At 38.3% G+C, this 13,931-nt stretch carries 10 protein-coding genes; 3 read left to right on the forward strand and 7 right to left on the reverse strand.

The window, feature by feature from the left end:
* Nucleotides 1-22: 22 nt before the first annotated feature.
* The 4 genes from purL to DKG77_RS09570 all read right to left on the reverse strand — a co-directional run bounded on the left by purL (nt 23) and on the right by DKG77_RS09570 (nt 6,242).
* Nucleotides 23-3,691, reverse strand: a complete 3,669-nt coding sequence (gene purL, locus DKG77_RS09555) for a phosphoribosylformylglycinamidine synthase (protein WP_109662491.1) — start codon at nt 3,689-3,691, stop codon at nt 23-25.
* A 149-nt stretch (nt 3,692-3,840) separates the two neighbouring features.
* Complete coding sequence (locus tag DKG77_RS09560) at nt 3,841-4,350, reverse strand: DinB family protein (protein ID WP_109663719.1); 510 nt, start codon at nt 4,348-4,350, stop codon at nt 3,841-3,843.
* Between the two features lie 133 nt (nt 4,351-4,483).
* Nucleotides 4,484-5,245 (reverse strand): SDR family NAD(P)-dependent oxidoreductase, encoded by a 762-nt coding sequence (locus DKG77_RS09565; RefSeq protein WP_109662492.1) that lies wholly within the window; start codon nt 5,243-5,245, stop codon nt 4,484-4,486.
* 88 nt (nt 5,246-5,333) lie between these two features.
* Complete coding sequence (locus tag DKG77_RS09570; protein WP_109662494.1) at nt 5,334-6,242, reverse strand: helix-turn-helix domain-containing protein; 909 nt, start codon at nt 6,240-6,242, stop codon at nt 5,334-5,336.
* Between the two features lie 162 nt (nt 6,243-6,404).
* Here DKG77_RS09570 and DKG77_RS09575 point away from each other — a divergent pair, with 162 nt between their 5' ends.
* Nucleotides 6,405-8,009, forward strand: a complete 1,605-nt coding sequence (locus DKG77_RS09575; RefSeq protein WP_109662495.1) for a zinc-binding metallopeptidase family protein — start codon at nt 6,405-6,407, stop codon at nt 8,007-8,009.
* Nucleotides 8,010-8,013: 4 nt separating this feature from the next.
* On the opposite strand, the gene DKG77_RS09580 is transcribed toward DKG77_RS09575, so the two are convergent.
* A complete protein-coding gene (locus DKG77_RS09580; protein ID WP_109662497.1) occupies nt 8,014-9,228 on the reverse strand; it encodes an RsmB/NOP family class I SAM-dependent RNA methyltransferase in 1,215 nt (404 codons plus the stop codon).
* A gap of 73 nt (nt 9,229-9,301) precedes the next feature.
* Here DKG77_RS09580 and DKG77_RS09585 point away from each other — a divergent pair, with 73 nt between their 5' ends.
* Nucleotides 9,302-10,333 carry a WD40/YVTN/BNR-like repeat-containing protein gene (locus DKG77_RS09585; protein ID WP_109662499.1) on the forward strand — a complete coding sequence of 344 codons (1,032 nt, stop codon included), beginning with the start codon at nt 9,302-9,304 and terminating at the stop codon, nt 10,331-10,333.
* 145 nt (nt 10,334-10,478) lie between these two features.
* Nucleotides 10,479-11,453, forward strand: coding sequence for a GNAT family N-acetyltransferase (locus DKG77_RS09590; protein ID WP_165819376.1), 975 nt, complete (start codon nt 10,479-10,481; stop codon nt 11,451-11,453).
* A 48-nt stretch (nt 11,454-11,501) separates the two neighbouring features.
* On the opposite strand, the gene DKG77_RS09595 is transcribed toward DKG77_RS09590, so the two are convergent.
* The gene (locus DKG77_RS09595) at nt 11,502-12,491 is read right to left on the reverse strand and encodes an alginate O-acetyltransferase AlgX-related protein (RefSeq protein WP_243414901.1); all 990 of its coding nucleotides are present in this window, start codon (nt 12,489-12,491) and stop codon (nt 11,502-11,504) included.
* Nucleotides 12,448-13,905: an MBOAT family O-acyltransferase gene (locus DKG77_RS09600; RefSeq protein ID WP_109662504.1), complete on the reverse strand. Its 1,458-nt coding sequence runs from the start codon at nt 13,903-13,905 to the stop codon at nt 12,448-12,450. The genes DKG77_RS09595 and DKG77_RS09600 overlap by 44 nt, the downstream gene beginning before the upstream one ends.
* Between the last annotated feature and the right edge of the window lie 26 nt (nt 13,906-13,931).

Consider the following 13,931-nt stretch of genomic DNA (forward strand, 5'->3'; position numbering starts at 1 on the left):
GAGGTTGATTAGAATCTGTAAATTACGAATTCTTTTCAACCCAGTTTCTTGCATTCACGAAAGCCTCTAACCATGGGGATACAACATCATTCCTGTTCTTTGGATAATATGCCCAGTTCCAAGGGAAAGTGGAACGCTCTATATGCGGCATGGTTACCAAATGCCTTCCAGTCTTATCACATAGCATGGCGGTGTTGTAATCGCTGCCGTTTGGGTTGGCAGGATATCCTTCATATCCATATTTAGCAACAATACTATAGTTTTTCTCAGAAAGCGGAAGGTTAAATCTCCCTTCACCATTAGAAATCCAAACACCGAGTGTTGTGCCCACTAATGAAGAAAGCATCACCGAGCTGTTCTCTTGAATTGTTACAGAAGTGAAGTTGCTCTCATGTTTTCCAGAAGCATTATAAGTCATTTTGGAAAGTTTTTCATGCTCTGGATTTATCATGTCCAATTCCAAAAACAACTGGCAACCGTTACATATTCCAATAGATAAAGTGTCCGGTCTTGCAAAGAAATCTTTTAGCGCTTTGTTGGCTTTTTCATTATATTTAAAAGCACCGGCCCAACCCTTGGCACTTCCTAGCACATCAGAATTGGAAAAACCACCTACCGCACCAATAAACTGAATATCTTCCAATGTTTCTCTACCTGATATTAGATCGGTCATGTGAACATCCTTAACATCAAAACCAGCTAAATACATGGCATTTGCCATTTCCCGTTCAGAATTACTTCCTTTTTCACGCAAAATAGCTGCTTTTGGTCGCCCACCTTCTAATTGAACTCTAGATGGCAATTCACCAGTAAAGCTTTTAGCGAAATTATATACTAGAGGTTGATTTTTATAGTTATCGTAACGGTCCTTGGCCAATCCATTTGCGGTCTGTTTATTGTCCAGAAGGAAAGAAGTCTTGAACCAAGTGTCGCGGAGAGAGGTAACATTGAGTCCTATTTCTATTCCATTGTTTTTAATGCTCAACAAGTCTTTGGAAACTACTGAACCAATATTTTTAAAGTCTATTCCGGCGTCCAGAAGAATTTTTTCAATTGATGCGTCTTTGGATTGAAATACGATTCCAGCATTTTCTGAAAATAATAGTTTGATGATATCTGTTTCTCCAAGTTTTGATAGGTCCAGATTGGCACCTAATTGTGTATCCGCAAAACACATTTCCAGTAGTGTGGTGATCAACCCTCCGGAAGCAATATCGTGCCCTGCTAGGATTTGGCCTTCTTTTATCAACTCCTGAATAGCATTGAAAACCACTTTTAGATAAGCAGAATCAAGCACGGAAGGGGCTTCGTCACCAATTTCATTTAGAATTTGGGCAAATGAAGAACCGCCTAACTTATGGTCGTCTTTTGAAACATTGATATAGTAAATGTCCCCACCGTCTTTCTGAAGAACTGGTTCTACAATTTTGGTAATATCATTACAATTTCCTGCAGCCGAAATGATGACCGTACCAGGAGAGATAACATCACCATCCTTGTACTTCTGTTTCATGGAAAGCGAATCTTTTCCCGTTGGAACATTAATGCCCAATTCAATGGAAAACTCAGATACTGCTTTTACCGCCTCGTACAATCTGGCATCTTCGCCTTCATTTTTACAGGGCCACATCCAATTGGCAGATAAAGAAACAGAGTGCAGACCATCCTTTAATGGAGCCCAGACTATATTGGTCAAAGCTTCTGCAATACTATTTTTACTTCCGGCGGTAGGATTTATCAGTCCTGATATAGGGGAGTGCCCTATACTGGTAGCAACACCCTCTTTTCCTTTAAAATCCATGGACATTACACCACAATTGTTCAATGGCAATTGTAATGGGCCTGCGCATTGTTGTTTGGCTACACGCCCACCTACACAGCGGTCAACCTTGTTTGTTAACCAATCTTTACAAGCAACGGCCTCTAGTTGTAATACATTTTCCAAATAATCATGGAAATTTTCTAGAGTATACGCAAGGGAATCATAATCTCTTTGGACTACTTTATCATCCATTATGGTTTTTGGGGAACTTCCAAACATATCGGATAGCTCCAAATCCATTGGTTTTTCACCAGATTTCTGTGACTCAAAAGTAAAACGATGGTCTCCGGTTACCTCACCTACATTGTACATGGGTGAACGTTCCCTAGCGGCAATTCTATCTAGTAGACCTAAATCTTCTTCTCCAATTACTAATCCCATTCGTTCTTGGGATTCATTTCCTATGAGTTCTTTTGCGGATAATGTTGGATCCCCAACAGGAAGTTTATCGGTATTGATTCTACCTCCTGTTTCCTCCACTAATTCTGATAAACAGTTGAGGTGACCACCTGCCCCGTGATCATGAATAGAAACAATAGGATTGTCATGACTTTCTACCATTCCTCGGATAGCATTGGAGGCTCTTTTTTGCATTTCAGGGTTGGAACGTTGTACTGCATTCAATTCTATTGCAGAACTAAACTCACCAGTATCAGCGCTTGATACGGCTGCTCCGCCCATCCCAATACGGTAATTGTCACCACCAAGAATGACAATTTTGTCTCCTTTTTGCGGAGTGTCTTTTAAGGCTTGCTCTGCTTTGCCATATCCAACTCCTCCGGCAAGCATGATCACTTTGTCAAACCCTAGTCGGCGTGCTTCTTCTTTGTGTTCAAAAGTGAGCACAGAACCTGCGATCAAGGGCTGTCCAAACTTGTTCCCAAAATCAGATGCACCATTTGATGCCTTTATCAAAATATCCATTGGAGTTTGGTACAACCATTCCCGTTCTGGCATTCCATTTTCCCAAGGCCTGTTTTCTTCTAATCTGGAATAGGAAGTCATGTACACAGCGGTACCCGCAAGAGGTAAAGAGCCCTTGCCACCGGCCAAGCGATCTCTTATTTCCCCTCCAGAACCTGTAGCGGCCCCATTAAAAGGTTCTACTGTTGTGGGGAAGTTGTGGGTCTCTGCTTTGATGGATAAAACAGATTCGAATTCATCTTCTTTATAAAAATCTGGTTTATCGGCGCTTTTTGGTGCAAACTGGACCACTTTTGGTCCTTTTATAAATGCCACATTGTCCTTGTATGCAGAAACAATATCGTTGGGATGCTCTTCTGATGTTCTCTTAATTAATTTGAAGAGTGATGAAGGCATTTCTTCCCCATCAATAATAAAAGTGCCATTAAAAATTTTATGGCGACAATGTTCCGAATTGACTTGGCTAAAACCAAAAACCTCAGAATCTGTCAACTTACGCCCCAGCTTTTTGGATAGGTTTTCCAAATAACCCACTTCATCTTCATTTAATGCCAAACCTTCTTGAGCATTATAACCTGCTATATCTTCAATCTCTAAAATAGACGCAGGAGTAATGTTTATGGTGTAAATATCTTGATCAAGGCCTTTATACTTTTGAAGGAGCATAGGGTCGTAATCAACATGGGCTTCTTTAACGGCATGGAATTCTTCAATTCTGATGATTCCTTGAATTCCCATGTTTTGGGTAATTTCTGTAGCATTTGTGCTCCAGGGAGTCACCATAGCTGCGCGAGGGCCAACAAAAAAGGCGTCAAGAGACGCCGTGTTTATTTTAGGTTGGTTGCCAAACAACCATGTTAGTTTTTCAATGTCTTTTGGTGCAATTTCTTGAGCGGTTTGGACTGCGAACACTTTTGTCGCCACATCTCCAAAGAAATGAATCATATCAGCCTAGTTGTTGAACGGATTAAGAAAGTGCAAATTTACAAGTTTAGCTTGAATTTTAATCTATAGTATAAGGGAGTTGTTAACCGAGAAGTGTTGATAGATTCGTGAACCACTCATTAATGAGTATCATTTTGTGAGTTTCTGCATTAGGTGTCTTTTATTTCCGTTATTCTTGAGAGATGATGATCGTCATGCTCAGCAACAAACAGAAACAAATCCATAGTTCTCATGGGTTTTTCCAGTCTAGGATGCAAAGCCATTTTATAAATATCCTCTTCGGATAATTCAGATAGTTTTTCTAAAGTCATTTTTCGAATTTGCTCAAAATTGGCTAGCAACTCATTTATGTCTTTGGAATTATGTTGCGCGAAATCGGTCTGTTTGTTGTCCAAATCCGTAGGCCTTAAATATTTTTCATGGTTTAATATGTCTTCTAGCCTTCCTTGCCATAATGGCTCTAGATCAATCAGGTGACCTATATTTTCTTTTATGGACCAAGTATCATCCGGTTTTGACTCAAGCAGGTCCAATGGGACTTCTTTTACCACAGAAGTCAACCGCATTGGAGTCCCTTTCATTCTTTCAATAATTGATGGAAAAATGTTCTGTTCGAATGAAAAATCAAATTTTCGTTCAAACCATTTAATTTGCTCCATAGCTCGTGTTCTTTTAAAATAGCTTATTGCTTCTGCATAACACACAACAATTGACATCTAAAGTAAGAAACTCTTACATTTTCTAAAACAAAAGCCCCAAAAAGGGGCTTTAGAAATAAAGATAAATTTGATGCTAGACAAACATCCCGCCAGAAGCTTCTATTCGTTGTCCATTCACCCATTTGGCATCTTCAGTGCACAGAAAGGCGACTACACTGCCAATATCATCACTTTCCCCAATACGTCCCAGCGCGGTCAGTGATGCAATCATGTCCACTACTTGTGGGGCTTGTTCAAAGCGTTCTTTGTTAAAATCAGTATTAATGGCTCCAGGAGCCACCGTATTGGCTTTTATTTTGCGTTCACCCAGCTCTTTTGCCAGATAGCGCGTAAATACTTCAATCCCGCCTTTCATAATTGCATAGGCCGCGTATCCTGGAAAAGAAAAGCGCGCCAATCCACTGGAGATGTTAATGATTCCTCCATTTTCGTTAATGGTGTCTAGCAGGGTTTGTGTCAAGAAATAGACACCTTTTAGGTGTACATTCATTAGGTTATCAAAGCTTTCTTCCGTTGTTTCAGCTATGGAGGCGTTGTATCCAAAACCAGCGTTGTTGATTAAAAAATCAATTTTATCCGTTTTAAACTCATTTTTTAATTTTTGAAGAAGTTCTGTTTTGAAATCTCCAAAGGCACTCACTTTGCGGGTATCCAATTGTATTGCAACGGCCTTACCACCCAATGCGTTTATTTCAGTCAAGGTATTTTGTGCTGCTGTTTTATTGGAGTTGTAGGTAATCACAACATCCAAACCTTTTTTAGCAATGTTAAGAGCCATGTCTTTGCCTAGCCCTCTACTACCTCCTGTTATCAATGCAATTTTCGTAGTATTCATGTGATTTTCGTTTTAATTTATGAATACCACAAAGTTCCTTGCTATGATCAGGATTTAATTGCGAACAACAATCCAATACTTGTAAAAATCAAACAATTTCTATCTTTCTATATGTAAGAGGGGAATGTGATGTGTGTTTCTTGAAGAAGTTTGAGAAATGTGCAGTTTCTTCAAAACCAAGAGAATGCCCAATTTCAGAAATATTCCAGTTGGTGTGCCGTATTAGAATCTTAGATTCTTGAATTACTCTTTCAGCAATTAAGGTTGAGGTATTTTTCTGTACAGAATCCTTTAATGCCCGGTTCAAATGATTGATGTGAACTCCCAATTGTTGTGCAAAATCTGCTGGCGAACGCAATTGCATTTGTTGATTTGGACTTTCAATAGGGAACTGTCTTTCCAACAATTCGGCAAACAAAGATGAAATACGCTCTGAAGCATTGGAATGTAGGTTAGAAGCAAGATTAGCGGGTTGTAATTTCATTGCAGCATGAATCAGTTCAAAAACCAGATTTCGAAGAATATCATATTTATAGGCATAATCAGAGCTTATTTCTGAGAACATACGTTTAAAAACAGGTACAAATGAATTTACCTGATCATCTGTCAATTCAAAAACAGGATATCCATTTGGTTGAAAAACAGGATAGGCTAACAAATTCCCAAACTGGTGAAAAAATGCCTCAGTAAACACACAGAAATAACCGGTCAATTGCTCATCAATTTGCTCCCAATTATATGGAATTTGGGGGTTGGAAAAAACAAGCACATGTTTATCAACCTTTACAATCTTGTCTGCATAATGGACCCTGCTTTTACCTGTGACCAAACTTATTTTAAAATACTCTCTACGGTTAAAGGGCATTGGTTTTGCCTTGGGGCCAGCAAATTCATCTAGTACAAATACATTAAAATGACCGATTCCAGATTTTAGGCTTTCTGGTACTTGATTACCAGATTCAGAATAAAAATTTGCTAAGGTCTTTTTCTTTTCCATAAAACAAATTTATAAAAATCAAAGAATAGAATTAATTATCGTATTCTTAGTGCCACTAATAGGCGATACGTTTTTCAAATTAAATAATTGTGGTGGAACAATTCAGGCTTTTCTAATATTTAGTACATTAGAAGGATAGTTTGCTAATTCAAACCCAACCCTATGAAATTTAATCATCACGTTTTAAAAGGTCTATTGATTTTATTTGTTTTTTCAACAAGTACATTGTCCGTTTATGCCCAAAAGAAGTACTCTAAATCTAAAATCACCAAACTTAAAGCTGAGGTTTCAGCCCTTGTAGAGGCGGACAAAAAGCAGGCCCAAGTAATGGTAGACAAAATATTTAGCTTTGCTGAACTTGGTTTTCAAGAAGTTGAAAGCTCCAAATACCTTACCAGTATTCTGCAAGAGAATGGATTTGTCGTTGAAAATTCCATTTCTGGTATTCCTACTGCATGGTTTGCAAAATGGAGTAATGGTGAAGGACCTGTGATTGCAATTGGCAGTGATGTTGATTGTATTCCTAAAGCATCACAATATCCTGGAGTTGCCTATCATAAACCTATGGTTGAAGGTGCACCGGGACATGGGGAAGGACATAATTCTGGTATTCCCCTGAATATTTCGGCTGTTTTGGCAGTTAAGAAAATCATGGAGCGTGAGCAAATTGGCGGCACATTAATTGTTTGGCCCGGAATTGCGGAAGAACTGGTAGCGGCCAAGGCATGGTATGTACGCGATGGTCTTTTTGATAATATTGACATGTGTATTTTTACTCACGTAAGCAATAATTTAAGTGTAAGCTATGGGCCAGCGCGTGGCACTGGACTTATCTCCGTAGAATATTCTTTTGAAGGTGAAGCGGCTCACTCCGCGGGCTCACCATGGCGAGGACGTAGTGCATTGGACGCAGCTGAACTGATGAATATTGGGTGGAATTATAAACGTGAGCATTTACATCCGCTTCGTCGTTCGCACTCTATTTTCACGGACGCTGGTGACCAACCCAATGTAGTGCCTTCAAAGGCATCGATATGGTTTTACTTTAGAGATATTAAATATGAAGGGATTATGGACATGTATGCTACTGCCAATGATATGGCAAAAGGAGCTGCATTAATGACGGGCACCACTATGAAATCTAAAGTTTTGGGCGCTGCTTGGCCAAGACATTTTAATAAGGTAATTGCCGAAACCATGTACAGCAATATTAAAAAAGTAGGTTTGCCCAACTGGTCTGAAGCTGATCAAACCTTGGCCAAGGCGGTACAAAAGCAGGTTAACTCTAAAAAAATTGAAGGGCTGGCCATGAAGTTGGACACTATTGGCTTGCCGGTGGTAAACCCTATTAGTGGCGGATCTGATGATATTGGTGACATCTCATGGAAAGTACCAACGGTCACTATGCGTTTTCCTTCTAATATCCCTGGCTTACAGGGCCATCATTGGAGCAATGCCATTGCCATGGCAACGCCAATAGCGCATAAAGGCGTAGTGGCTGGTGCAAAAGTAGAGGCGATGACCCTTATGGACTTTCTGCTCAAGCCAGAGCTTTTAAAGCAGGCCTGGGATTATTTTAACAACGAACAGACCAAAGAGACCAAATTTGAACCTATGATTTCTGAGGACGATATGCCTCCGATTTATCTAAATAAAGACAAACAGGACCAGTTTAGAACAGCCCTTGAAAAGTTCTATTATGATGAAACTAAATATGATTCGTATTTAGAGCAACTAGGTGTGGAATACCCAACACTAAAAGAGTAGGGTGTTAGCCTTTTCTTTTTAACAGGGCCATATAGAACCCATCGTAACCTCTTTCAGAGGCGTAAATGTTTTGTTCTTTGACCAATTCAAACGCTTCACCTGTTTCGGAGGCCAAGAATTTAGCTACTTGTTCAGTGTTTTCTTGCGGTAGTATAGAACAGGTGGCGTAGACCATTTGTCCACTCTTTTTAACCATTTTGCTATAGCTCTGCAGAATCTCTTGTTGCACGCCCATAATCCTGTCAATGAATTGAGGCTCCAATTTCCACTTCGAATCTGGATTTCTTCTAATAACCCCTAATCCGGAACAGGGTGCATCCAATAAAAGCCTATCTGCACTGTTATGCAGTTTTTTAATAACTTTAGTGGAATCAATTACCCTGGTTTCCACATTATGAACACCGTTTCGTCTTGTGCGTATTTTTAACTTTTTCAATTTACTTTCATAAATATCCAAAGCAATCAGTTGTCCTTTGTTTTCCATTTGTGATGCCAAATGCAAGGTTTTACCTCCAGCACCTGCGCAGGCATCAATAACCCGTTGACCTGGCTCAACCTCTAAAAATGGCGCCACTAATTGAGAAGAGGCATCCTGTACTTCAAAGAAGCCATTTTTAAAAGCCTCTGTAACAAATACATTCTTGCGCTCTTTTAATTTTAAAGCATCCGGATATCCATCAATGGCTACCGTTTCAATTTCGTTTTCGGCAAGAATTGTTTGCAGTTGCGTTTTCTTGATTTTTAACGTGTTTGTCCTTAGAATTACTTCTGCCTGTTTGTTCAGTGCTGCAATTTCTTTGGTCCATAGATTATTTCCAAGGGATTGTTCTCCTAACTCATCTAACCAATCCGGTACTGATTCTCGGAACTTTCTTATTTTGGACAATTCATCAAACCTTCCTTTAATGCGTCTTTCTGGGGTTTCTTCCAACTGTTTCCAATCCGGTAGCCTAATACCTTTTAGAACGCACCATACTGCAAACAATCGAAATAAATTAGGCCTTGAGTAAGGTTCATGTACTTCTGCTATCTCAGTGTACAGGCGTTTCCAACGGACGATGTCATAAGTGGTTTCGGCAATAAAGCCTCTATCACGAGCCCCCCAGCGTTTATCGTATCGCAATACTTTTTCAATGACCTTATCCGCATACTCCTTTTCATTAAAGATTAGGTTCAAGGCATCGATAACGGCAAAGACAAGATTTCTATGTAAACGCATCCTTAAAATTTTAGGATTGCAAAGGTATGGTTTCTTATATGATTCCGATTACATTTGAAGAAACCCATTTGGAATGAAATACCATGTACTGTTGATTATCGTATTGTTGGCCGTTGGCTGCTCTACAAAGGAGAAAAACAAGAATTTTTCTAAAGTTGAAATAGAGACCATTTTCACAGATTCCGTAAGTATTAGGGCCATAGAATTTTTGGACAAGCAAACCCTCGCATTTGCAGGAAGCAATGGAATCTATGGTTCTGTTGATACCAGGACAAATAAAGTTCGTGCCAATATTCAAAAATTTGATACCATAATTCCAGAATTTAGAGCAATAGCACACACAAAAAATGACTTTTTTATGCTTTCCGTTGCAAGTCCAGCTTTGTTGTATAAAACTGGCGATGAAGGTCATATGAAGTTAGTTTATAAGGAGGAAGGTGAAGGCGTTTTCTATGATGCCATGAAGTTTTGGAACGATTTGGAAGGTATAGCTATTGGTGATAACATGGAAGGATGTCTATCCATCATTATAACAAGAAATGGAGGAACTAATTGGGCAAAACTCTCCTGTAACATGCTACCAAAAGCGGAAGAGGGCGAAGGGGCATTTGCAGCAAGTAATACCAATATTGAAATTATGGGTGATAAGGCATGGGTGGCTTCTACTGCCGGCACAGTTTATTTTTCTGCAGATAAAGGCAATTCTTGGGAGGTCCAGCAAACACCAATATTGAGCAAAGAACCAACGAAAGGTATTTATTCGATTGATTTTTATGATGAAAACTTAGGATTTGGAATAGGAGGGGACTATTTAAAACCAGCTGCAAATTCTAAAAACAAAATAATAACTGCTGATGGTGGAAAAACGTGGAAGCTTATTGCGGATGAGCAAAAACCAGGTTATAAAAGTTGTATACAGTTTGTTCCAAATACAAATGGAAAAAGCATGATTGCAGTTGGATTTACTGGGATTTCATATTCTAATAATCAAGGTGAAACATGGAAGGAATTAAGTAAGGAAGGCTTTTATACTATTCGTTTTTTGAATGATTCAATAGCTTATGCAGCTGGGAAAAACAAGATTTCAAGGTTGGGTTTTAAATAAGCAAAGCGTTTTTATTCATTTGATATTCTCATGAGCATCATCTTTAATTAGGTGTATTTTTACTGTATCAATGTGCCATTATCCCATGTTACTTGCATTGATTGTCAATTTCTTGCACTATTTTTATTTGCCAAACAACTCGGATATGTCCCATGATTCTGGTTTTGTTTTCAATCTTTTTTTAAAGCGCAAACTACCCCCATTTTATTACAACCCCATTCGCAATACGGTTTCTAATAAAGAACTCACCTCATTGCCTTGGATTGATATTCAGTTAAAAGACTCAAGTCATGTATTGGTGACTGACATTCCAGATTACTTGGATATTGAGGTTAGAAAAGAAGGTAAAAACCTTAAAATGAAAAGGGTAAGACAATACAAAGGTTTTTTATGTAATTTATCTGGTTACGAAAACCATTTGGACTATTTAAAGGATAACTTCAGTAAAAAAACTGTCAGAAATATAAATGCAAAAAAAAGACAACTGGAGTTTCGCCATGCTATTTCTTATATATTTTATTATGGTGAGATAGATAAGTCACATTATGATTTTCTGTTTGAGCAGTTTTATATTTTACTACAAAAAAGATTTGATGAAAAAAGAATCCATAATCGCTATTTATTAGAGTGGAAAAAGCACTACGAAATGGTTTACCCAAAGATTATGAGAAAGGAGGCTTCCTTATTTGTAATTTATCGTGAGGAAGAGCCTATTGCCATAGCCCTTGATTTTTACTTGGAAGATATATCATTTGGATACATACAGGTATTTAACTCAGATTATAAAAACTACTATATAGGAGATATATGCATGGTTAAGCGGTTGGAGTGGTTATTGGCCAACAATATTTCAGTCTTTGATTTTTTGATGGGTCAAACTTATTATAAAATGAAATGGTCCAATTTAGAGTATTTTTATCACCACCATCTTTTTTATAAGCACAATTCTGTAATAGCTTTTGCAAAAATGTGTTTCATGGCGGGAAAGTTGGAATTAAGACAGTTTTTGAGGGATAGAGGGCTGCCTGGCAAAAAATTCAGTATGGATAAATATCTGTTTCGAAGAATGTCCAAAAAGCTTAAAAATTTCGATTGGAAGAACCCGCAAAGCAGTAGTTGATTTTTCTTAAAATATGGTAACCCAACATTTCTAGTTATTTTAATTTTTTTAAAGTTTAAGGTGACTCACAATACTTTGTGCCACTAGACTTCTTCCATGATTGCTCCAATGCTTGTCGTAAATCAAAGTTACTGGCCTCTTGGATTGTTCAAACCGAAATCCAAAATCTATGATATCGATACCGTTTTCTTCACAATAACTGATAAATGTGGGTGAAGTATGCCGTTTGTCCAATAAAAGACTGGTTTTGGTTTTATCCAATGGATATTTTTTTAGAAGCTTTTCAAAGTTCTCAATGTAAATGTTGTCCAATTCCCTATTTGTAGCCTGGTCGGCTTTTTTGCTTTGGTTGGTATTATTTTTTGTGTCCTGCTGTGCGATTATGATATTTTTAACCGGATCTAGAATACCTATTTGGGAGGCATAGTAAAGCAACTTAATATTGTCCCTAATTTTAAATGTAGTGGAATTTAGGGTTCTTATTCTATTTATGTTTGGCACGTAATCAGGTCTTTGAAAATCCATAGGATACTTTACATAGATTATGATTTTGTCTATTTTTTCAAAATCATCTGAATAAGCATGTATCAAGTGGAGTTGGTCGGCCAAGTCCCATCCAGCATAACCGTATTCATACACCTCAATTTCATCCGTGCGGTTCTCTATCTTTTTACCGATTGAATTGTAGTAATTCTGATGAAATCCTTGAATGAATGAATCCCCTATCAAGGCTAGTTCGTTTTTTGAGTGGCTAGGGGTAAATTCCCTGTATGAATTGAATCCTTGATTGTTGATACGATATTCCGAAAAATTCTGCCTTCTATTGCCGGTTACGCTATAACCTCTAAAATGAGGCACTCGCTTTTCAACTCCATGATTATCAATATAGCGAGGGGAATCTTCCGGGTACAAATGAAAAACTCTTACCAAGAGTTCCAAAGCCAACAGAATAAGGAAAATGTACACCAGTGATTTTACGAATAGCTTTACCATATCAAAACTGAAAATAGATGAATGAACGGTCCATACCGTCATCATAAAACAACAAAATACAGAATATGACCAGTGTGTAGGCACAAAACCGGACTACACGGGATTTGAACTTGAAAGGGCTACGTTCGTCCCTTCGTATCAAGAACTCATAAACAACAAAAAATGCTAAAAGCACAAAATAATCAACTAATCTATACCCCATCGGATGGTGGTAAGGTTCCCATGTAAATTGCGCAAACAACCTTTTAATAAAAACAAAAGCATCCGTTAAAGACTCTGACCTAAAAAAAATACGGGAAAAGGTGACTATGGCAAAAGTGGCAAACAATTGCCCTACTTCCTTAAATGAAGGTAAGAGGGAGTTTTGTGCCACTACACTATTCTTGTAAATGGTATTTCTGCCCATCAAAAAAACAGGTATATAGGCCAAGGCATGAAAACCTCCCCAAAAGATGAAAGTCCAGTTTGCCCCGTGCCAGAAGCCGCTCACCAAGAATATGATACAAATGTTACGTACTGATTTTAACTTACTTACCCTAGACCCCCCCAGCGGAATGTAGAGATAATGTCTAAACCAAGTGGACAAGGAAACATGCCAACGCTGCCAATATTCCGCTACATTTCTTGAAAAATTTGGAAACTTGAAATTGGACATTAATTCAATCCCAAATAATTTGGCTGTACCAATGGCAATGTCAGAATAACCAGAAAAATCTCCATATACCTGAAAGCTGAACAGGGTTACCCCCAAAGCCAAGGTTGAAGCGGAAAAAGTACCGTAATTCGCAAAAATATCATCTACCATGGGTGCTATTCCATCGGCTATGACCATTTTTTTGAACAATCCCCATAGAATAAGTTTTAAACCCTCCACGGTTTGATTATACTTAAAGGTTCGCTTTTTGGTCATTTGCCCCAATAGATTAGAAGCCCTTTCAATGGGACCTGCAACTAGTTGTGGAAAAAAGGCAACGAAGGTTGCGAAGTTCAGGAAACTCTTGGTAGGGTTTATTCTCTTGTAGTAAATGTCCAATGAATAGGACATGGTCTGAAAGGTATAGAATGAAATACCCACGGGAAGGATAATGCTCAAGGTCCAGGTGCTTTTTATAGGATAGCCAAATAGGCCAACCATATCAACAAAGGCATCTACAAAGAAGTTGTAATACTTAAAAAAGCCCAAAAGGGAAATGTTGAAAAGTATGCTGCACCATAGAAAAAACCTACCTGATTTTTGTTCTTGTTTCTTCTTATAAATGGCCAACCCCATCATGTAATCTACTAAGGTGCTTGCAAGGATCAAGAAGAGGAAGCGCCAATCCCACAGACCATAAAAAATATAACTGGCTGCCAAAATCAATGCGTTTTGGATTTTTAGATTGCCAAATTTGGCAACGACCCAATACAACACAAAAATGGTTGGAAGAAAAAGCAGATATTCTACAGAATTGAAGAGCATATTGTTAGCATCTCATGAGTATGTAC

The organism is Flagellimonas aquimarina (assembly GCF_003149745.1).
In the GTDB taxonomy this organism is placed as follows: domain Bacteria; phylum Bacteroidota; class Bacteroidia; order Flavobacteriales; family Flavobacteriaceae; genus Flagellimonas; species Flagellimonas aquimarina.

What these genes read in the sequence shown, in the direction of transcription:
- purL (WP_109662491.1), bottom strand. Translation starts at nt 3,691, where the DNA reads ATGATTCATTTCTTTGGAGATGTGGCGACAAAAGTGTTCGCAGTCCAA.
- DKG77_RS09560 (WP_109663719.1), bottom strand. Translation starts at nt 4,350, where the DNA reads ATGGAGCAAATTAAATGGTTTGAACGAAAATTTGATTTTTCATTCGAA.
- DKG77_RS09565 (WP_109662492.1), bottom strand. Translation starts at nt 5,245, where the DNA reads ATGAATACTACGAAAATTGCATTGATAACAGGAGGTAGTAGAGGGCTA.
- DKG77_RS09570 (WP_109662494.1), bottom strand. Translation starts at nt 6,242, where the DNA reads ATGGAAAAGAAAAAGACCTTAGCAAATTTTTATTCTGAATCTGGTAAT.
- DKG77_RS09575 (WP_109662495.1), top strand. Translation starts at nt 6,405, where the DNA reads ATGAAATTTAATCATCACGTTTTAAAAGGTCTATTGATTTTATTTGTT.
- DKG77_RS09580 (WP_109662497.1), bottom strand. Translation starts at nt 9,228, where the DNA reads ATGCGTTTACATAGAAATCTTGTCTTTGCCGTTATCGATGCCTTGAAC.
- DKG77_RS09585 (WP_109662499.1), top strand. Translation starts at nt 9,302, where the DNA reads ATGAAATACCATGTACTGTTGATTATCGTATTGTTGGCCGTTGGCTGC.
- DKG77_RS09590 (WP_165819376.1), top strand. Translation starts at nt 10,479, where the DNA reads ATGTCCCATGATTCTGGTTTTGTTTTCAATCTTTTTTTAAAGCGCAAA.
- DKG77_RS09595 (WP_243414901.1), bottom strand. Translation starts at nt 12,491, where the DNA reads ATGATGACGGTATGGACCGTTCATTCATCTATTTTCAGTTTTGATATG.
- DKG77_RS09600 (WP_109662504.1), bottom strand. Translation starts at nt 13,905, where the DNA reads ATGCTCTTCAATTCTGTAGAATATCTGCTTTTTCTTCCAACCATTTTT.